14 protein-coding genes are annotated in these 18399 nt (G+C 65.6%); 8 read left to right on the forward strand and 6 right to left on the reverse strand.

Annotated elements, in window-relative coordinates; translation table 11 throughout:
* Positions 1 to 168 precede the first annotated feature (168 nt).
* The gene (locus I6F28_RS33995; protein WP_225143261.1) at positions 169 to 1284 is read right to left on the reverse strand and encodes an FUSC family protein; all 1116 of its coding nucleotides are present in this window, start codon (positions 1282 to 1284) and stop codon (positions 169 to 171) included.
* A 117-nt stretch (positions 1285 to 1401) separates the two neighbouring features.
* On the opposite strand from I6F28_RS33995, the gene I6F28_RS34000 reads away from it, so the two are divergent.
* Entirely contained in the window at positions 1402 to 2769 is a 1368-nt protein-coding gene (locus I6F28_RS34000) for an MmgE/PrpD family protein (protein ID WP_225143263.1), read from the forward strand.
* Positions 2770 to 2814: 45 nt separating this feature from the next.
* On the opposite strand, the gene I6F28_RS34005 is transcribed toward I6F28_RS34000, so the two are convergent.
* A complete protein-coding gene (locus I6F28_RS34005; protein WP_225143264.1) occupies positions 2815 to 4242 on the reverse strand; it encodes a serine hydrolase domain-containing protein in 1428 nt (475 codons plus the stop codon).
* Positions 4243 to 4575: 333 nt separating this feature from the next.
* Positions 4576 to 5631, reverse strand: coding sequence for a helix-turn-helix domain-containing protein (locus tag I6F28_RS34010; RefSeq protein ID WP_225143265.1), 1056 nt, complete (start codon positions 5629 to 5631; stop codon positions 4576 to 4578).
* A 294-nt stretch (positions 5632 to 5925) separates the two neighbouring features.
* On the opposite strand from I6F28_RS34010, the gene I6F28_RS34015 reads away from it, so the two are divergent.
* Positions 5926 to 6843, forward strand: coding sequence for a pirin family protein (locus tag I6F28_RS34015; RefSeq protein ID WP_225143267.1), 918 nt, complete (start codon positions 5926 to 5928; stop codon positions 6841 to 6843).
* A 63-nt stretch (positions 6844 to 6906) separates the two neighbouring features.
* Positions 6907 to 7821, forward strand: a complete 915-nt coding sequence (locus tag I6F28_RS34020; RefSeq protein ID WP_225143268.1) for a phosphoribosylaminoimidazolesuccinocarboxamide synthase — start codon at positions 6907 to 6909, stop codon at positions 7819 to 7821.
* Between the two features lie 170 nt (positions 7822 to 7991).
* Here the strand turns inward: I6F28_RS34020 and I6F28_RS34025 are convergent, their stop codons facing one another.
* Together I6F28_RS34025 and I6F28_RS34030 are read right to left on the reverse strand one after the other, a co-directional pair.
* Positions 7992 to 9485 carry an NAD-dependent succinate-semialdehyde dehydrogenase gene (locus tag I6F28_RS34025; RefSeq protein WP_225143270.1) on the reverse strand — a complete coding sequence of 498 codons (1494 nt, stop codon included), beginning with the start codon at positions 9483 to 9485 and terminating at the stop codon, positions 7992 to 7994.
* A gap of 106 nt (positions 9486 to 9591) precedes the next feature.
* Complete coding sequence (locus tag I6F28_RS34030; RefSeq protein ID WP_036002694.1) at positions 9592 to 9912, reverse strand: hypothetical protein; 321 nt, start codon at positions 9910 to 9912, stop codon at positions 9592 to 9594.
* Between the two features lie 346 nt (positions 9913 to 10258).
* Here I6F28_RS34030 and I6F28_RS34035 point away from each other — a divergent pair, with 346 nt between their 5' ends.
* The 3 genes from I6F28_RS34035 (at position 10259) to I6F28_RS34045 (ending at position 14424) form a co-directional block, all read left to right on the forward strand.
* Positions 10259 to 11455, forward strand: coding sequence for a serine hydrolase domain-containing protein (locus tag I6F28_RS34035; protein ID WP_225143272.1), 1197 nt, complete (start codon positions 10259 to 10261; stop codon positions 11453 to 11455).
* Between the two features lie 148 nt (positions 11456 to 11603).
* Entirely contained in the window at positions 11604 to 13298 is a 1695-nt protein-coding gene (locus tag I6F28_RS34040) for an AMP-binding protein (protein WP_225143274.1), read from the forward strand.
* A gap of 292 nt (positions 13299 to 13590) precedes the next feature.
* Complete coding sequence (locus I6F28_RS34045) at positions 13591 to 14424, forward strand: outer membrane protein (protein WP_225143276.1); 834 nt, start codon at positions 13591 to 13593, stop codon at positions 14422 to 14424.
* Positions 14425 to 14574: 150 nt separating this feature from the next.
* Here I6F28_RS34045 and I6F28_RS34050 read toward each other — a convergent pair whose 3' ends face one another.
* Complete coding sequence (locus I6F28_RS34050; protein ID WP_036024127.1) at positions 14575 to 15576, reverse strand: adenosine kinase; 1002 nt, start codon at positions 15574 to 15576, stop codon at positions 14575 to 14577.
* Positions 15577 to 15700: 124 nt separating this feature from the next.
* Between I6F28_RS34050 and murJ the strand changes: the two genes are divergently transcribed.
* Entirely contained in the window at positions 15701 to 17233 is a 1533-nt protein-coding gene (gene murJ / locus I6F28_RS34055; RefSeq protein WP_225143277.1) for a murein biosynthesis integral membrane protein MurJ, read from the forward strand.
* Positions 17234 to 17314: 81 nt separating this feature from the next.
* Entirely contained in the window at positions 17315 to 18367 is a 1053-nt protein-coding gene (gene trpS, locus I6F28_RS34060) for a tryptophan--tRNA ligase (RefSeq protein WP_036002766.1), read from the forward strand.
* Positions 18368 to 18399 lie beyond the last annotated feature (32 nt).

Raw genomic sequence — 18399 nt, forward strand, 5'->3', positions numbered from 1 at the left:
CACGTCGTGTTTAGCTTCTCGCCGATTAAAACAGAAAATGCGTCAGCAACATGACCCGATGGAACCTCGTGCGTGGAGCGACTCAGAGCCGCAGACCGCCGATCACCGCCGCGCTTCGCACACGCGCATTACTGTCGAAAGCCGACGTTGACGACGACGCGCCCGAACTCACTCCGCAACGCGTGCGGTTTTATCTGTCGAGGCCTCCGACCATTCGCCGACGACGCGGTCGAGGTCGCCGAGATTCTGGTGCATCTGCTCCAGGGAGAAGCCGAGCGCGAAGAAGCGCTCGGCTGTGTCGCTCGCGTGGCCGCGGATCATGCCATCCTGACGGACGGACGCGACCGCCTCGGCATAGTGCTGGAGCGCGACATGGACGGGATGGATCGGCGGCGCGCCGGCGCCCTCGCGCAAGGCGCCAGCGGCCGAGCGGAGGAAGCGGGCGATCGCGGTCGACACTTCCGACAGGGGCGCTGCCAGCCGCAATTGCACTTCCACCGGCAGCGGCACCACCGTGGCGCGGCCGATCATCACGACGTCATGGCGCAGCCGCAGGATCGTTCGCAGCAATGGGCCGGTGTCCGGACCGCTCGACAAGCGCGCCGCGCGCTCACGCTCGGCTTCGGAGCCGATCGCATTCAGATTGACCATCGCGGTGCCGATTCCGTCCTGGATCCGGTGCAGCGCGTCGTTGTCGCGGCCGCGCGTGAGGCCTGCCAGCAGCTCGGCGAGGGCATCGGCGATCAATTCGAGCAGAACCGCCGCGCTGGCGCGGATCTGCCGCACCGCGCGCGAGGGCAGCACCAGGAAGGAGACCAGCAATCCCGTGACGGCACCGACGCCGACCTCGCTGACCCGATCGATCGCCGAGGTCAGGGGATCGGCATGATGCAGGGTCGGAACCAGGAGCACGATCACGGCGGTGACCGTGGCGGCGCTGAGGCTCGGATTGATCGCGGCGATGAAGGCGAGCGGAGCGACGGAGAGGACCAGCAGGCCGAGCAGGCCCGCCTCGCTGGAATAGGGAATCAGGATGGCGATGGCGCCGCCATAGAGGGCTCCGCCGATGGTGCCGAGCATGTAGTCGCGCGTCGCCTTCAGCGAGCGGCCGACGCTCATCTGGGTCACGATCAGCGAGGTCAGCACCGCCCAGAGCGGCAGCAGCAGATGCAGCGCGGTCGCGATCGCATAGGCCGCTGTCGCGGCGACCGTGACCCGGATCGCCAGCCCCAATTGCGTCCGCCGCGCTCGAATCCGGTCGAACAGCTGCCTTGCGCGCGTCATGCGGAATATCCCGATCCTTTTCGCCTAAGCAAAAGCATGGCTGATCCCCGCCGACGCAAGGCCGCTTGAAAGGCCAAATCAGCCCGCCTAACTTGCGCGCCAAATCGAGGAAACACGATGGCTCACGAAACCGCAACGCTCGCCGCCTATGTCTTCAATCTCAAGTACCAGGATATTCCGGCGGAGGTGCTGGAGCGCGCCAAGGTACTGACGCTGGACTTCCTCGGCAGCGCCATCAGGGCGCGACGCGAGGCGGAATCGACCCCGTCGATGCTGAAGATGCTGGAGGCGCTGGCGCTCGACACCAAGGGCGAGTCCACCGTGTTCGGTGATGCCAAGACCTGGACGCCGGCGGTCGCGGCGCTGCTCAACGGCGCGCTCGGCCACTCCCTCGATTTCGACGACACCCATGCCGATTCCTCGCTGCATCCGAGCGCACCGGTGGTGCCGGCCGCCTTCGCTGTCGGCGAGATGGTCGGCGCCTCCGGGCGCGACGTGCTCACGGCGATCGTTGCTGGCTACGAGGTCTGCTGCCGCCTCGGCAATGCGCTCGATCCGACCTCGCATTACGCGCGCGGCTTCCACCCGACGGCGACGGCCGGCACCTATGGCGCGGCCGCGGCGGCGGGCAAGCTGTTCGGCCTGAGCGAGAAGCAGCTGATTGCCGCGTTTGGCGTCTCCGGCAGCCAGGCCGCGGGCTCGCTGCAATTTCTGGTCAACGGCGCCTGGAACAAGCGCTACCAGGTCGGCGCCGCCGCGATGAACGGCGTGATCGCCGCGACGCTGGCGCGCAACGATTTCATCGGCGCGACCGAGTCGGTCGAAGGCAAGCACGGCCTGCTCGCCGGCTACACCGACGATGCGCATCCGGGCAAGGCGGTGGCCGAGCTCGGCAAGACCTATGAAACGATGAAGATCGGCGTGAAGCCCTATCCGAGCTGCCGCTACACCCATGCCGCGATCGACGCGCTGATCGCGATGCGGCGCGAGCACAATCTGACGCCGGAGCAGGTCAAGCGCGTCGAGATCGGTCTGCACCGCAACGGCATCACGCTGACCGGCGACGCCGCGACCAAGCGGCACCCGCGCTCGATCGTCGGCGGCCAGTTCTCGATGTTCTTCACCGGCGCGCTCGCACTCGACCAGGGTTCATTCGGCTGGGACGATTACAGCCGGCTCGGCGACGCCACCATCGACGCGCTCGCCGACAAGTTCGACGTGGTGCAGGACGACCGGCTCGAGATCGGCCGCACTCATCCCTTCGGCGCGCGCGTGAGCATCACCACGGACGACGGCGTGCACGAGCGGCTCTACGCCGATCCGTCCGGAGAGCCGACCTCGTTCCCGGATACACAGGCGATGCAGCAGAAATTTTTGACATTGGCCCGCCCCGTGCTGAACGCGCGCGCGGAAAAGTTCGCGGATGCGATCATGACGCTGGAGCGGTTCGACCGCGTGGCGCAGGCGACGGAATTGGGGAGGTAAGTTCACCGCGGCGCTCCGCTTCCCCCCCTGGAGGGTAAGAAGACCTCAATCCCCTCCCGCCAGCCTCCCCTTCTCGCGCGTTGCCGCCACCACATCGCACACGAGGTCGAACACACCATCGACGTGCGGCGGTGCGTTCGGCGAGCGCCCCATGCGCACGATCACCAGCTGCTCCGACGGGATCACGATGGTGTACTGCCCGATCGTGCCCTTGGCGAAGAAGGCATCGCGCGGCCAGCCGTGCTCCATGCGAAGATTTGCGCCGAAGCTGTCGCCCTGGTTGGTCCAGAAGCCGGCGCCGATGCCGACCCACGCATTTGGCGTGGCCGTCGCCGAATAGGTGACCCACCCTTCCGGCAGGATGCGTTTGCCACCGGCGACGCCGTCATTGAGATAGAGCTGGCCGAAGCGCGCCCAGTCGCGGGCGGAGGCGAGCATCTCGCTCGACCCCTCGATCGTGCCGGCCCCGTCGAGCTGAAGCACCACATTGCGCATGCCGAGCGGGGCGAACAATTCGCGGTGCGCAAAGCGCAGCGCGTCTTGCGGTGTGCCGCCGGCCGCATCGCGGATCAGATGCGAGAGAATGAGCGTGTTGCCGTCGTGATAATTCCATGCGGTGCCGGGCGCGGTTGCGAGCGGCATGCTCTCGGCATAGGCGGCCATATCCTTTTCGGCGAATTTCATCCGGTTGACCGGCTCGAAGGCGGAGCCGAGCGAGGCCTGCAACGAGCTGCCGAGCGCAAGGCCCGCGGTGTGGCGCAGCAGCTGATCGACATTGATGGCATGGCGCGGATCGTCGGGATCTTTCCAGGCGGCGACCGGTGCGGGGCCGTCGAGCTTCAGCTTGCCCTGGCGCACCAGCACGCCGATCAGCGCCGAGACCACCGACTTGCTCATGGAGAAGCCGAGCAGCGGCGTCTCGGGGCCGATGCCGTCGGCGTAGCGTTCGGCGACGACGCGGCCGGCCTTCATCACGATGATGGCGCGGGTGCGGCGGTAAGGCGGCTGAGCGGGCTCGGCGAAGGCGCGGTCGAGCGCGGCGCCGAGCTCGGGGCTCTGCGGCGGCACGATCGCGGGGCCGGCGATCGCGGGAAGGAACGCGGGCCGCTTGTCGTCAGGCAGCGGCTCGACGGAGGCAATGCCGGCGCCGTGCTCAAGCGTGCAGCCGAGGCCCTCGCGATAGATGGCGTGGCTGCGGCCGAGGCCGAACAGCGTCACCGTGACATCCTTGCGGACGCGGTCGATTCTGTACTCCATCGCCCAGCTGATCAGGCCCGCTCCGGGCATGGCGTCGGTGGTCTCGGCGAAGTTGCGCCCGGGATCGAGGCCGGACACGAACGTCTCGGCGCACAGGATGTCGGCGACGAAGCCGGTCGCGACCTTCGGCACGTCGTGGGCTCGAGCCGCGCCGAGCGCGAGGCCGGCTGCGGCGATGGCGGAGGCGAAAAGGACGATCTTGCGGCGGCGGGTCACGGGCGTTCTCCGGCTGAGGCGTATGCCGGGGAGGAAGCGGGATGCGGGCGGGGGATGCTCGCCGGATTTGGAAAAGGGGTTGGTTGAAATCGGGGCGGGCTGGCCGATTTTGGAATTGTGAAGCCATTCCAAATTCTTAGAGGTACCGTGCCGTCACAGCGGTGGTGCGCTCCCTCTCCCCGTTCTTACGGGGCCGCGACGAGCTTCGCTCGCGCTGAGAGGGTTGGGGTGAGGGGCCTCTCCGCACGCGAGACTGCCGACGGACCTACCCCCTCACCCGGATCGCAAGAGCGATCCGACCTCTCCCCGCAAGCGGGGAGAGGTAAAGAAAGATCAAGCCGCACTCGTCTTCAACCGCCGGTACTCGGTCGGCGTTACGCCTGTCACCGCCTTGAAGGCGCGGTTGAATGGTCCCAGGGACTGGAAGCCGGCGTCCATGGCAATGGTGATGACGGGGACCTCGGCCTGGGAGGGATCGGCGAGCGCGGCCTTGGCTTCCTCGATGCGGTGGTTGTTCAGGAACACATTGAAATTGCGATAGCCGAGCCGCTGGTTGATCAGGCGGCGCAGCCTGTATTCGGGAATCCTGAGCCGGCCCGCCAGCACACCGATGGTAATGTTCTCCTGGCGATAGATCCGCTCGTCCGCCATCAGGCGCATCAGGGCATCGATGAGTTTCTGGTCGGAGTCCTCGGCCAAAGGCTGGATCGGCGCGATCGCGGGTGCGGGCTCTGGCGCAATCGGAAACAGATCGGCGCCATCGACTCGCAACATTGCGTAGGCGATCGCGGCAACGATGCAGGCGAGCACGCCTGTATTGATGGTATCGGCGACATCGCTCGCGCTGAAGGCAACGAGGATCTGGAGCAGCGCATTCAACCCGCCATAGAGTGCGGCGGCGCAGACGATGACGACGCGCAGGCGGCGGCGACGCTCGACCAGATCGGCGGACCACGATCCGATCGTCTGCACCACCGCGAGCGCGATGAAGCCGAGCACGATCAGGTTCACTGCCGTCACGGAGAACCGCGCGTTGCCGCCCGGCGCGATCCAGAGACATCCGACGAAGCTGAAGGCGGTCACCGCGGCCCAGATCAAACCATGCCACCAGCGGAGCCGAAACTCGTCGTCGAACAGCGCGCGCGTGAACAGCCAGAACACGACGATGTTGCCGGTCGACAGTGCAATCAGCGGCGCGTGCCAGATTGGAACGAGCGACGACACGCCGATGGAATAGCTCGCGGCATGCGCCGCCGAGCCTAGCGCGAAGGCCGCGCCGAGGCGGGCCGCGAGCACATTGCGGAAATCGGAGAGCAATGACGCCGCCAGCACCAATAGCAGCGCGACGCTGGCAGCGCGGAAGGCAAGTTCGGTTGCGGCAAGGGTCATCGGCTGGGGCGAACGGTCGCGGTTGAAGGCAGCCGAACATCGTTCGTCAGGCTCGCTTTTTCAAGGTCCATCCGCATGCAAGGGCTAGGGGCGGCATCCACAGCTGTCATCGCCCGGCTTGACCGGGCGATCCAGTACTCCGAGACGGCAGCGGTTGAATCGATGGGCTGCGGCGTACTGGATGCTCCGGTCAAGCCGGGGCATGACAGCGGAGTTTGATGAGCGGGCTTTGTCGCGACGCTGATGTGAAAGTCTGCTAGCGTCGCGCCCAACAAAGCCAAAAGGAGTTCCCCCATGAGCTGGCAGCCCTCGAACGATCCCGTGCTCGGCGATCCCATGTCCTGCGATGCGCTCGATCTCGTCATCGTGCCGCGCACGCGCGATCTCGGTGACGGGTTCGCGGTGCGCCGGGCGTTGCCGCATGGCAAGCGGCAGATGGTCGGACCTTTCATCTTCTTCGATCATTTCGGCCCGGTGCAGTTCGTCTCCGGCAAGGGCATGGACGTGCGGCCGCATCCGCATATCGGGCTCGCCACCGTCACCTATCTGTTCGACGGCGCCATCATGCATCGCGACAGCGAGGGCAACGTCCAGGAGATCGCTCCCGGCGCAATGAACCTGATGACGGCCGGCCGCGGCATCGCGCATTCCGAGCGCACGCCGGATGCGCAGCGCGCCGCGGGCCAGAAGATGCTCGGCCTGCAAAGCTGGATCGCGCTGCCGGCGGGCTCCGAAGAGATCGCGCCGTCGTTCCAGCATTATGCGGCAGGCGATTTGCCGATGATTTCCGAGCGCGACTTCACCGCGCGGGTGATCGCGGGCTCCGCCTTCGGCATCGCCTCGCCGGTGTCGATGGTCTCGCCCTGGTTCTACACCGAGGTCACGGCGCTCGCGGGCGCGAGCGTGCCGCTCGACCCCGATCATGAGGAGCGTGCGATCTATGTCGTCGACGGCGAAATCGAGATCGCCAACGAGCGCTACGAGGGGCCGCGCCTGCTGATCTTCCGGCCCGGCGACCGCATCACCGTGAAGGCGCTGAAGGCGACGCGAATGATGTTTCTCGGCGGCGATGCGCTGGAAGGCCCGCGCCACATCTGGTGGAATTTCGTCTCCTCCAGCAAGGAGCGGATCGAGCAGGCCAAGCAGGACTGGAAAACCGGGCGCTTCGCCGCAGTTCCGCAGGAACACGAGTTCATTCCGCTGCCGGAATAGGCTAATCCGGTGTCCGGCCGCGCGATCAGACGCGGCCGGATGTCCTGTGCGAAGGCTTTGCCGATGACCACCATGCTCTCCAGCGACCTGCCTCTATCCAAGATCGGACGCGGCAAGGTGCGCGATATCTACGCCGTCGACGACGACCGCCTGCTGCTCGTCACCACCGACCGCATCAGCGCCTTCGATGTGGTGATGGGCGAGACCATCCCGATGAAGGGCGCGGTGCTGACCCAGATCAGCGCGTGGTGGTTCAATGAGCTCGAAGGCGTGGTGCCGCATCACATGATCAGCGCCGACACCGACGAGATCATTGCGGCCGTGCCGGCGTTGCAGCCGCACCGCGCCGAGATCCTCGGCCGCGCCATGCTGTGCAAGCGCACCGCCGTGTTTCCGATTGAATGCGTGATCCGCGGCTATCTTTCGGGCTCCGCCTGGAAGGAATATGCCGCGAGCGGCACACTGGCCGGCGAGAAGCTGAAGCCGGGCCTCATCGAGAGCGAGAAGCTGGAGCCCGCGATCTTCAGCCCGGCGACCAAGGCCGAGAGCGGCCATGACGAGAACATCACCATCGCGAAGATGCGCGCGGTGGTCGGCGACGAGGTGGCCTACACGCTGGAGAGCATGACGCGCGCGATCTACACGCTCGGCGAGGAGCTCGCCCGCGAGCAGGGTATCATCATCGCCGACACCAAGTTCGAGTTCGGCCGCGACAAGGACGGCCGCATCATCCTGATCGACGAGGTGATGACGCCGGATTCGTCGCGGTTCTGGGCGGTCGACGCCTACAGACCGGGCCAGCCGCAGGCGAGCTTCGACAAGCAGCCGCTGCGCGACTATCTCGACGTCGAGCGCCGCGCCGGCCGCTGGAACGGCGATGCCCCGCCGCCGCCGCTGCCGGCCAGCGTGGTGGACGCGACCAGCAAGCGGTACCTGGAAGCGTATCGGCGTGTGACGGGGACAGAGCTGAAGATTTAGGCGCGACTGTCGCGTCTCGCTCCGTCATTGCGAGCGCAGCGAAGCAATCCAGAGTGTTTCCGCGGAGGGATTCTGGATTGCTTCGCTGCGCTCGCAATGACGTGGAGAGGCCGGTCGGCCTCTCCAACATCTCCGCCTGGCTCGCATTCGCGCTGACACGAGCGAGCCGCTCACACCCCCGCCATCATCACGTATTTGATCTCGACATATTCTTCCATGCCGTGACGGGAGCCTTCGCGACCCAGGCCGCTTTCCTTGACGCCGCCGAAGGGCGCGACCTCGGTGGTGATGAGGCCGGTGTTGACGCCAACCATGCCCGACTCCAGCGCTTCGGCGACGCGCCAGACGCGGCCGAGATCGCGGGAGTAGAAGTACGACGCAAGGCCGAACGGCGAGGCATTGCACATCGCGATGACGTCGGCCTCGTCCTTGAAGCGGATCACGGGCGCGAGCGGGCCGAAGGTCTCCTCCTGCGACACCAGCGAGTCCGGCTTGACGTCGGCCAGCACCGTCGGCTCGAAGAAGGAGCGACCGAGCTCGCTGCGCTTGCCGCCGGTGACAACCTTGGCGCCGCGCTTGACGGCATCGGCGATGTGGCGCTCGACCTTGTCGACCGCCTTCATGTTGATCAGCGGGCCTTGCGTGACGCCGCCTTCGGTGCCGTCGCCGATCTTCATCGCGGCGACCTTTTTCGACAGCTTCTGCACGAACTCGTCGTAGATCTTGTCCTGGGCGTAGATGCGGTTGGCGCAGACGCAGGTCTGGCCCATGTTGCGATATTTCGAGACGATCGCGCCTTCGACCGCGGCGTCGATGTCGGCGTCGTCGAATATGATGAAGGGGGCGTTGCCGCCGAGCTCGAGGCCGAGCCGCTTCACGCCGACCGAGGCCTGCTGGTAGAGGATCTTGCCGACGGCGGTCGAGCCGGTGAAGCCGACGAAGCGCACCGCCGGATGCTCGCACAGCACCTTGCCGATCGGCGGTGCATCGCCGGTGATGATGTTGAGCACGCCCTTGGGGATGCCGGCGCGCTCGGCGAGCACGGCCAGCGCCAGCGCCGACAGCGGCGTCTCGTTGGCGGGCTTGAGCACCACCGTGCAGCCGGCCGCCAGCGCCGGCGACACTTTGCGCGTGATCATCGAGTTCGGGAAATTCCACGGCGTGATCGCACCGCAGACGCCGATCGGCTGCTTGATGGCGAGCAGGCGCGCATCGGCGCGCTGGGTCGGGATGGTCTCGCCATAGACGCGCCTCGCTTCCTCGGCGAAGAACTCGATATAGGCCGCGCCGATATCGACCTCGCCGAGCGCCTCGGTGAGCGGCTTGCCCTGCTCTGAGGTGAGGATCAGCGCGAGATCCTCGCGGTTGGCGGTGATCAGCTCGAACCATTTGCGTAAGGTGTTGGAGCGTTGCTTGGCCGTGTGCTTGGCCCAGGCCGGAAAGGCGCGCTCGGCGGCTTCAACCGCCCGGGTGGTGTCGTCGGCACCAAGCTGCGGCACCTTTGCGAGCTCGACGCCGGTGGCGGGATTGTTGACGGCGAAGACCGGCGTGCCGACCCAGGCGCCGTCGATGTAGCAGGCCTCCTTCAGCAGCGAGGGGTCCTTCAACCGGTCGCGCAGAGTGGCGGTGGCTTGCGGGGCGCGTGCGGCGGCGGTCGGTGTCATGGCGTTTCTCCCTGGGCGATCGGATCGGCCGCAATATAGGGACAGACGGTGCGCAATGCACCGCCCTGCAAACGCACGTCAGATGGCAGCTAAACTGGCAGCGGCCTTAGGCCGCGCCGCTCATATAGGTCTCGCGGCGGCCGATCATGCGCTCCGCGGCGGCCTTGGCATCCGCTTTCGTGGACGTCGCGCAGGTCCGGTACTCTAAATCGGGGACTGACGAGGTGTCGCGGCGGCCGAACCATGACTTCGAGCCGACCGGCAGCAGCGCCAGCGCCTGAGCCAGATTGTCCACCGCCCCGAAGGAATAAAGGGCGCCGGTACCGGCGACGCGGACCTCGTAGATCCCCGGCGAAATCGGCGCCTCCAGGTTCTCGCCACGTCCCGGACGGGGATAGCGCTTCCATTCGCTCCAGGTCGAAATCATCTGAGGTCCCCCTCGCCGCCCATCCACGGCCGGCACATTTGCATCAAGTCTTAACGGCTCGTCGATCGGGCCGGGTGCTGAACGCGGCAGCTCACGAAATGTTTCAGGGGTTCGGGAACCACGAAGCATATCGCGAGCAACCCATCCAAGGTGAGGCGAGACACGCCGATCCACCGCAGATTGCAAAAGAGCGTACGCGCTCAGCCTCGTTGTCGTCCTGCGTTGGATCAAGACCGTCAAGTCACGACATCGCGACCGGTGCAGGTACATAGATGGCGCTTGCCGCGCCGCAGATCCGGGAAGACAATCGATCACTTCCAACAATAATCAAACCCGAGGAAACGCCATGCAAAGCCAAGCCCAGATCGATGAGATTCTGCGTCAGAAGAGCGAGACCAAGGAGATTCCGGGCGTCGTCGCCATCGCGGCCAGCGGTCAAGACGTGCTGTATCAGGGCGCGTTCGGCAAGCGCGATCTGTCCAAGCCCGATGCGATGAGTGTCGACAGCGTGTTCTGGATCGCCTCCATGACGAAGGCGGTGACCACAGCGGGCGCCATGCAGCTGGTTGAGCAGGGCAAGCTGTCGCTGGATGCGCCGATCGGCGATGTCTTGCCGGAGCTCGCCAATCCGCAGGTGCTCGAAGGCTTTGACGCCAATGGCGAGGCGAAGCTGCGGCCGGCCAAAGGACCGATCACGCTGCGCCAGCTCATGACCCACACCGCCGGCTTCTGCTACAACATGTGGAACGGCGATCTCGCGGTCTATCTGGACAAGAACGGCATTCCCGCCATCACCACCTGCCAGAACGCGGCATTGAAGACGCCGATCATGTCCGACCCCGGCACGCGCTGGGAATACGGCACCAACATCGATTTCGTCGGCAAGGCGGTGGAGGCCGCCAGCGGCAAGCGGCTCGACGCGTACCTGCGCGACAATCTGTTCGCGCCGCTCGGCATGCGGGACACCGCTTTCAAGATCAGCGACGACATGCGCAAGCGCCTGGTCGGCATGCATGCGCGCGGCGAGGACGGCCAGCTGGCAGCGATCCCGTTCGAGCTGGAGCAGGAGCCGGAATTCCACATGGGCGGCGGCGGCCTGTACTCGACGGCGGGCGACTACATCAAGTTCACCCAGATGATCCTTAACAAGGGGCGCGGCAACGGCAACCAGGTGCTGAAAGCCGAGACGGTCGCGACGATGGGGCAGAACCACATCGGCGATCTCGCTATGGGCAAGATGACGACGGCGGCGCCGATGTACACTAACGACGTCGATCTCTATCCTGAGCAGGTGAAGAAGTGGGGCCTCAGCTTCATGATCAACACCGCCAAGACCGCCGAGGGCCGCAGCGCCGGCAGCCTCGCCTGGGCAGGCCTTGCCAACAGCTATTACTGGATCGATCCGGCGCGCGACGTCACCGGCGTCATCCTGATGCAGCTGCTGCCGTTCGCGGATGCGAAATGCCTGGAGGCGTTCGCGGGCTTTGAGCGCGGCGTTTATGCCGGGCTCGATGCTGCCGGAAGCGGGCAGAAGGCGGCGTGACTCGCAACCTCTCACCTGACGTCATGGCCGGGCTTGTCCCGGCCATCCACGACTTGCCACGCGGCACAAAGAACGTGGATGCCCGGGACAAGCCCGGGCATGACGACGGGTAGAGTGTGCCGATCATCACTCACGAAAGGATTTCGACTTGGCGGACAAAGCGGACAGCTACGTTTGCGGCATCTCGGACGCGCCGCTGCTCGGCCACACGATCGGCCGGAGTCTCGACCAGGCCGCGCAGCGCTGGTGCAATCGCGAAGCGCTGGTCTCGCCCAGCCACGGGGTGCGATGGACCTGGTCGGAATTCGCCGAACGGGTCGATGCGCTCGCCGCCGGCTTTCTCGCGCTCGGACTCGAGCGGGGCCAGCGGATCGGCATCTGGTCGCTGAACCGACCGGAATGGACGCTGACCCAGTTCGCCGCCGCCAAGGCCGGCCTGATCCTGGTGACGATCAATCCTGCCTATCGCCTGAGCGAGCTGGAATTTGCCCTTCGCAAGGTCGGCTGCGCGGCGATCGTCACCGCGACGGCGTTCAAGACCAGCAACTACATGGAGATGCTCAACACGCTGTTGCCGGAGCTGTCATCCGCCAGGCCCGGACAGCTGCAAGCGGCACGGCTGCCGGCCCTCCGCAATGTCATCCAGATCGGCGGCCCGGCCGCACCGGGCACAATTGCCTTCGACGAGGTCGCGCAGATGGGTGGCGACCGGCACCGTCAGCAATTGGCCGCGCTCGGCGCCGAGCTGCAGTTCGACGATCCCGTCAACATCCAGTTCACCAGCGGCACGACCGGATCACCGAAGGGCGTGACGCTGACCCACCACAACATCCTCAACAACGGCTATTTCGTCGGCCGCGCGATGTGCCTCACCGAGCAGGACCGCATCTGCATTCCGGTGCCGCTCTATCATTGCTTCGGCATGGTGATGGGCAACCTTGCCTCCGTGACGCTCGGCGCCGCAATGGTCTATCCCGGCGAGGGTTTTGACCCGCTCACGACGCTGCGCACCATCGAGCAGGAGAGATGCACGGCGCTCTACGGCGTGCCGACGATGTTCATCGCCGAACTTGATCACCCCGAATTCGCCGGCTTCGACCTGACATCGCTGCGGACCGGCATCATGGCCGGCGCGCCCTGCCCTATCGAGGTGATGAAGCGCGTCAACACCGAGATGAACATGCGGGAGGTCACCATCGCCTATGGCATGACCGAAACCAGCCCCGTCAGCTTCCAGAGCGCGGTGGACGATCCGCTGGAGCGACGTGTCTCCACGGTCGGACGTATCCATCCGCATGTCGAGGTCAAGATCGTCGATCTCGATGGCAGGATCGTCAAGCGCGGCGAACGCGGCGAGCTGTGCACCCGCGGCTACAGCATCATGCTGGGTTATTGGGAGGAGAAGGAAAAGACAGCCGACGTGCTCGACGCCAACGGCTGGATGCATACCGGCGATCTCGCCACCGTCGACGACGAGGGCTATTGCAACATCGTCGGCCGCATCAAGGACATGGTGATCCGCGGCGGCGAAAATCTCTATCCGCGCGAGATCGAGGAGTTTCTATATCGCCATCCCAAGATCCAGGACGTACAGATCTTCGGCGTCGCAGACACCCGCTACGGCGAGGAGCTCTGCGCCTGGATCCGCGTCAGAACGGGCGAGCAACTGACGGCTGAGGAAGTACGTGCCTTCTGCGAGGGCCAGATCGCCCACAACAAGATCCCGCGCTACGTCGAGTTCGTCGACGAATTTCCGATGACCGTGACCGGAAAGATCCAGAAATTCCTGATGCGCGAGGCAGTCGAGCAGCGGCTCGGATTGAAGGCGGCTAAGACAGCGTGAAGTGCACGTCATTGCGAGTGTAACGAAAGCGATCCAGAGTCTTTCCGACGAAACAAGCTGGATTGCTCGCTACGCTCGCAATGACGGAAGAGTAGAGGGCCTTACGCGGTCAGACCCTGCGCTTGCACGCATAGCTCCAGCCCTTGGACAGACGCGCCATTGACTCTGCCTGTCGCGTCCCGCACGCGCGGTCAATGTCGATCACCTGTGGCAGGCCCGGCACAGACATCGCGGCAGTACAATGTTACGGTCGTGTCCTGACTTGATCGATTGTTGATCTAGGGGGAATGCCATGAACTTCGCTTGGAGAGCCATCCTGGTTGCAGGAGTTGGATTTGCAACCGTCAATTCGGCAAGCGCCGCAGATCTCGCGGCCCGGCCCTTCAAGGCACCAGCGACCGCCGTAGCCGTCTATAACTGGACCGGTTTTTACGTGGGCGTGAATGCGGGTTACGCTTGGGGGCAGTCGGATCTCGGCACCGTGCTCGATCCCACCAGCAGCTGGGCCGTCGAACCCGTAGCGTTCAGGAACGAGTTCGTGGCGCTGAGCAATCGCCGCCTCGATCCGGCCGGCGCACTCGGCGGTCTTCAGATCGGTGCGAACTGGCAGACCGGTGCTTGGGTTCTGGGTGTAGAAGCCGACGCCAACGCAACAGATATCGGTGCGCGCACCGTTTTCACCGGAGCTAATCCGCCGGTGATCCGCACCTTCGACGAAAGCATCCGCAACGATTGGCTCGTGACCGTTCGCGGCCGCGCCGGCTATGCGGTCGACAAGACCCTGCTGTACGTCACCGGCGGTCTGGCCGTCGGCAGCGTCAAGGGAAGCTGGGATCTCACCTCGTCCAATGGTTATACCAAGACGGGTTCGGTGTCCGAGACGAAGGTCGGCTGGACGGTCGGCGCCGGCGTTGAGCACGCTTTCGTGCCGAATTGGACGGTTAAGCTCGAATATCTCTACACCGATCTCGGCGGCGTGGATTACACATCGACCTACGTGCCCGGCAGCACTTTTGCTCCGCCCGGCTCCAACTACGTCGAACGCATCTCGCAGGACCTCACCTTCCATACCGTGCGGGCCGGCCTGAACTACAAGTTCGGCGGGCCGATGATGGCCAAGTACTGAGAAACGAAGAAGCCCAAGATCCCGGCTCCGGCCATTCGGCTCGGAGCCGTTTTTTTTGATCAGGAGCCAGAGAGAGCGCCTCGTTCTACGCGGCACGCCGGCAAAGTGCGGTCGCTATGCCGACCGCATCGTGGAGGCAGAGATAATTTCTTACGCCGTCAGCCCGCGCTGCTCGGCCAGCTCCTTCAACGATACCTGAGGCCGCGCGCCGATATGCTGGATGACTTCGGCGGCGGCGAGCGCGCCGAGCTCGCCGCACTGCTTGTAGCCGAAATTGCGCGCGAGGCCGTAGAGGAAGCCGGCGGCGAAGAGGTCGCCGGCGCCGGTGGTGTCGACCACCTTGTCGACCGGGAACGCCGGCGCTGCGACGGCATCCTCGGACGAGACCACCATGCAGCCCTTCTCGCTGCGTGTGACCACACCGAGATTGACGTCGTTGCGCAGCTGCTTCAGCGCGGTGTCGAAGTCCGAGGTCATGTAGAGCGAGTGCAGTTCGGACTCGTTGGCGAACACGATGTCGACGGTGCCGCCTCGCATCAGCGAGAGAAACTCGTCGCGATAACGATCGACGCAGAAGGAATCGGACAGCGTCAGCGCCACCTTGCGCTTGGCGTCATGGGCGATCTTGGCCGCCTTGACGAAGGCCTCCTTGGCGTTCTTGGGGTCCCAGAGATAGCCTTCGAGGTAGACGATGCCTGCGCCAGCAATCTCGGCCGGATCGATGTCGGCGGGCGACAGGTCCTGCGCCGCGCCGAGATAGGTGTTCATGGTGCGCTCGCCGTCGCCGGTGACCAGGATGTAGGAGCAACCGGTGGCGGGGCCGTCCTTGGCGGCCGGCGTGTTGAAGGCGACGCCGGCGGCGCGAATGTCGTGCACGTAGAGCTTGCCGATCTGGTCGTCCTTGACCTTGCCGACATAGGCGGCGCGCGCCCCCAGGCTGCCGATACCGACGATGGTGTTGGCGGCCGAACCGCCCGAGACCTCGGTCGCCGGACCCATGTCCTTGTAGATGGCGGCCGCGCGCGCCTCGTCGATCAGCGACATGCTGCCCTTCGCCATGCCATGCTTGGCCAGAAAGGCCTCGTCGGTCCTAACCAGCACGTCGAACAGCGCGTTGCCGATGCCGAGAACGTCATATTTCACGTCAGCCATTCACCTTGATCCTGTTTGCCGGATTGCGATCTAACCGGAAATCCGCTTCCTGTCGGCCTGAAATCCAAGCTCGCGGCCTATCACGACCGGGCCTTGGCGGGCAAGCAACGGTATTTTCGAGAGCATGATCCGCTCCTTCCTGACCGTCTCGACGGGAACGCTGGCCTCGCGCCTGCTGGGTTTCGCCCGCGATTCCCTGATTGCGGCGCTGCTCGGCACCGGCGCCGTGGCGGATGCGTTTCTGGCGGCGTTCCAGCTCGTCAACGTGGTGCGGCGGCTGCTCAGCGAGGGCGCGCTGAACGCGGCGCTGATCCCAGCCTGGCTGCGGGTGCGGGACCGCGACGGGGTGGCGGAAGCCGCGGCGTTCGCCGGGCGCGTGATCGGCACGGTCAGCACGGCCCTGATCGGGATCTCACTCCTGCTCGCATTGTTGATGCCGCTGATCATGACGGTGATCGCGCCGGGATTCCTCGGCAGTGGCACGCTCGATCTCGCGGTTCAGAACGCGCGGCTGATGCTGCCTTACCTCGCCTTCGCCGGTCCCGTCACCGTGCTGATGGGGCTGCTCAATGCGCAGGGACGCTTCGCGCTGACGGCGTTCTCGCCACTGCTGTTCAACATTGCGCTGATCGCCGCGATCGCGATGCTGCTGGTCTGGCATGCAGACGCCGGCTTCGCCGCCTGGATCCTGGCAGCGACCGTCGGCCTCGCCGGCTTGCTGCAACTCTTGATGCTGCTGTCGCAGCGAAGCGCGCGCCTTGCGACACCGCTGCGCGCGAGTTTCGACAAGGAGATGCGCGGCTTCTTCGCCAAGGCGATCCCCGGCATGATCGCAAGCTCGGGGCCGCAATGGCTGATGGTGGCGGGTGCGATCATCGCGTCCGCAACGCCGTCCGCGGTGTCCTGGCTCTATTTCGCCAACCGCTTGATCGAGCTGCCGCTCGGCATCGTCGGCGTCGCCATGGGCACCGTGCTGGTGCCGGAGCTGACGCGCGCCGTCGCGAGCTCCGATCGCGACGCGGTGGCGCATGCCGAATCCCGCGCGCTGGAGCTTGCCGCCGGGATGGCACTGCCGGCCACCCTCGGCCTGATCGTGCTCGCCGAGCCGATCGTGGGGCTGCTGTTCGAGCATGGCGCGTTCGGTGCGGCGGATAGCGCGGCCACCGCGCGTGCCCTGATGTGGCTGGCGCTGGGCCTGCCGGCGCATGTGCTCATCAAGACGCTGTCGCCGGCGTTCTATGCCCGCAGCGACACGATGACGCCGCTGCTCGCGACCGCCAAGGGCTTCGTGGTGACGGTCGTGCTCGCGGTTCTGCTCGGTCATGTCTTTGGCGCAAGCGGAATCGCGGCAAGCATCGCGGCTGGCGCCTGGAGCAGCGCGCTCGCGCTGCTCCGCAAGGGCGCGGGCGAGTTCGGCTTCTCGATCGACGCGGCGGCCCGCACGCGATTGCCGCGGATCGTGCTGGCCGCGATCGCCATGGGCGCCCTGCTCTGGCTGACCGCGGGTCTGGTGCCGGCCGGCGCCCATGGGCTCATCCACTTCATTGTGCTGGGCGTGCAGATCGCAGCCGGGATCGCCGTCTACGGCCTGTTGCTGCAGATCCTCGGTGCCGCCTCCTGGCGCGAGGCGGTTAACGCATTGAAACGGCCCAGCTAGACCACGGCCTCCGCGAAAGACCCTTGACGGGGCAGCGCCGCTGTTGGAAACGACGGCCGAATACCTATGGGAAGGCTGACCATGCCATTCGTTGAACGGGTCTTTTCGGGCGTCCAGCCGACGGGCAATCTGCACCTCGGCAATTACCTCGGCGCCATCGTCAACTTCGTGAAGATGCAGGAAACCCACAATTGCATCTATTGCGTCGTCGACATGCACGCGATCACGCAAGGGGTGGACGTCTGGGGCGGGCCGGTCGAGCTCGCGCGCAACACCCGCGAGGTGACCGCCGCGTTCATCGCGGCCGGCATCGATCCGAAGAAGCACATCGTGTTCAACCAGAGCCAGGTCTCGGGCCATGCCGAGCTCGCCTGGATCTTCAACTGCGTCGCGCGCATGGGCTGGCTGGGACGCATGACCCAGTTCAAGGAGAAGGCCGGCAAGGACCGGGAGAACGCCTCGGTCGGGCTGTTCGACTATCCCGTGCTGATGGCGGCCGACATCCTGCTCTACCGCGCCACCCACGTTCCCGTGGGTGAGGACCAGAAGCAGCATCTCGAACTCTCGCGCGACATCGCGCAGAAGTTCAACAACGACTTCGGCGACTCGATCCGCGCGCAGGGCGTCAATGACGGGCTGTTCTTCCCGCTGCCGGAACCGTTGATTACGGGTCCGGCGACGCGCGTGATGAGCCTGCGCGACGGCACCAAGAAGATGTCGAAGTCGGACGCCTCCGACAATTCGCGCATCAACCTCACCGACGATGCCGACACCATCGCGCAGAAGATCCGCAAGGCGAAGACCGATCCGGAGCCGCTGCCGACGGAAGAGAAGGGCCTGGAAGCGCGGCCCGAGGCCGACAATCTCGTCGGCATCTTCGCCGCGCTGTCCGGCCGCTCCAAGGCGGACGTGCTGCGCGAGTTCGGCGGCGGCCAGTTCTCCAGCTTCAAGAACGCGCTGGCAGAGCTGTGCGTGACCAAGCTCGCGCCGATCGCCGGCGAGATGAAGCGCCTCGTCGCCGACCCTGGCCACATCGAGGCGATCCTGAACGACGGATCCGACCGGGCGCGCGCGATCGCCGACGAGACCATGAAGCTCTCCAAGGACATCGTCGGCTTCATTCGCCGGCGCTAGGGCGCGCTTCGCGATACCGGCTGGCGCCACGG

The sequence above is a fragment of the Bradyrhizobium sp. NBAIM14 genome (assembly GCF_020193895.1).
Lineage (GTDB): Bacteria > Pseudomonadota > Alphaproteobacteria > Rhizobiales > Xanthobacteraceae > Bradyrhizobium > Bradyrhizobium yuanmingense.

Bases quoted from the DNA above. Each gene is read 5' to 3' on its own strand.
- I6F28_RS34035 (WP_225143272.1), top strand. From the start codon at position 10,259: ATGCAAAGCCAAGCCCAGATCGATGAGATTCTGCGTCAGAAGAGCGAG.
- I6F28_RS34030 (WP_036002694.1), bottom strand. From the start codon at position 9,912: ATGATTTCGACCTGGAGCGAATGGAAGCGCTATCCCCGTCCGGGACGT.
- I6F28_RS34010 (WP_225143265.1), bottom strand. From the start codon at position 5,631: ATGACCCTTGCCGCAACCGAACTTGCCTTCCGCGCTGCCAGCGTCGCG.
- I6F28_RS34025 (WP_225143270.1), bottom strand. From the start codon at position 9,485: ATGACACCGACCGCCGCCGCACGCGCCCCGCAAGCCACCGCCACTCTG.
- I6F28_RS34020 (WP_225143268.1), top strand. From the start codon at position 6,907: ATGACCACCATGCTCTCCAGCGACCTGCCTCTATCCAAGATCGGACGC.
- I6F28_RS34050 (WP_036024127.1), bottom strand. From the start codon at position 15,576: ATGGCTGACGTGAAATATGACGTTCTCGGCATCGGCAACGCGCTGTTC.
- murJ (WP_225143277.1), top strand. From the start codon at position 15,701: ATGATCCGCTCCTTCCTGACCGTCTCGACGGGAACGCTGGCCTCGCGC.
- I6F28_RS33995 (WP_225143261.1), bottom strand. From the start codon at position 1,284: ATGACGCGCGCAAGGCAGCTGTTCGACCGGATTCGAGCGCGGCGGACG.
- trpS (WP_036002766.1), top strand. From the start codon at position 17,315: ATGCCATTCGTTGAACGGGTCTTTTCGGGCGTCCAGCCGACGGGCAAT.
- I6F28_RS34015 (WP_225143267.1), top strand. From the start codon at position 5,926: ATGAGCTGGCAGCCCTCGAACGATCCCGTGCTCGGCGATCCCATGTCC.
- I6F28_RS34000 (WP_225143263.1), top strand. From the start codon at position 1,402: ATGGCTCACGAAACCGCAACGCTCGCCGCCTATGTCTTCAATCTCAAG.
- I6F28_RS34045 (WP_225143276.1), top strand. From the start codon at position 13,591: ATGAACTTCGCTTGGAGAGCCATCCTGGTTGCAGGAGTTGGATTTGCA.